A 942-nucleotide genomic window follows, 5' to 3' on the forward strand; every position below is an offset into this window, starting at 1 on the left:
TGTCGGCCATGCCGGTCTGCCACAGGCCCCAGGCGAGGGACCTGGCGGGCAGCCCGTCCGCCCGGCGCCGCTGGGCGAGCGCGTCGAGGAAGGCGTTGGCCGCGGCGTAGTTGGCCTGGCCGGGGGAGCCGAGGACACCGACCACCGACGAGAACAGCACGAACGCGTCCAGGTCCAGCTCACGGGTCAGCTCGTGCAGGTTCCAGGCGCCGTCCACCTTCGGGCGCAGCACCGTGTCCAGCCGGTCCCGGTCGAGTTCCGTGACCACCCCGTCGTCCAGGACGCCCGCGCAGTGCACCACCGCGCCGAGCGGGTGCTCCTGCGGCAGGCCCGCGAGCAGGGTCTCCAGCGACCGCCGGTCGGCGGTGTCGCAGGCGGCGACGGTGACCTCGGCGCCCAGCGCGGTCAGTTCCTCGACGAGGGTGCCCGCCGCGTCGGGACCGCTGCGGCTGGTCAGCAGCAGCCTGCGGACCCCGTGCCGGGTGATCAGGTGACGTGCCAGGAGGGCGCCGAGAGCGCCGGTGCCACCGGTGAGGAGCACCGTCCGCTCCGGGTCGAACGCCGTGTCCGGCACCGGACCCGCGGTCACGGGGGCGAGCCGCGGGACCAGCAGCCGGCCCTCGCGTACGGCGAGTTGCGGTTCCGCGGTGGCCAGGGCCGCCGCGAGGGCGTCGGCGGAGACCGGTGAGCCGTCGAGGTCGACGAGGGCGAACCGGTCCGGGTGCTCGGACTGCGCCGACCGGATCAGGCCCCACACCGCCGCGGCGGCCGGGTCGGCGTCGGGATCGCCGTACCCCGCGTCCGCCTCGGTGGACATCGCGCCTTCGGTCAGGAGCACCAGCCGGGAGGTGCCGCCCTTGTGGGCCAGCGTCTCCTGGAGCAGTTCCAGGGCCTGGTGCGTCGCGGTGTGCGCCGCCCGGGCCGGGTCGGCGCCGGGCTCGG

Annotated in this window: 1 protein-coding gene; it reads right to left on the reverse strand. The window is 76.1% G+C overall.

The window, feature by feature from the left end; genetic code table 11:
- A partial coding sequence (locus HO151_RS00700; RefSeq protein WP_173894198.1) for a beta-ketoacyl reductase occupies positions 1–942 on the reverse strand: 942 nt, incomplete at both ends.

This window comes from Streptomyces sp. 8P21H-1, assembly GCF_013302945.1.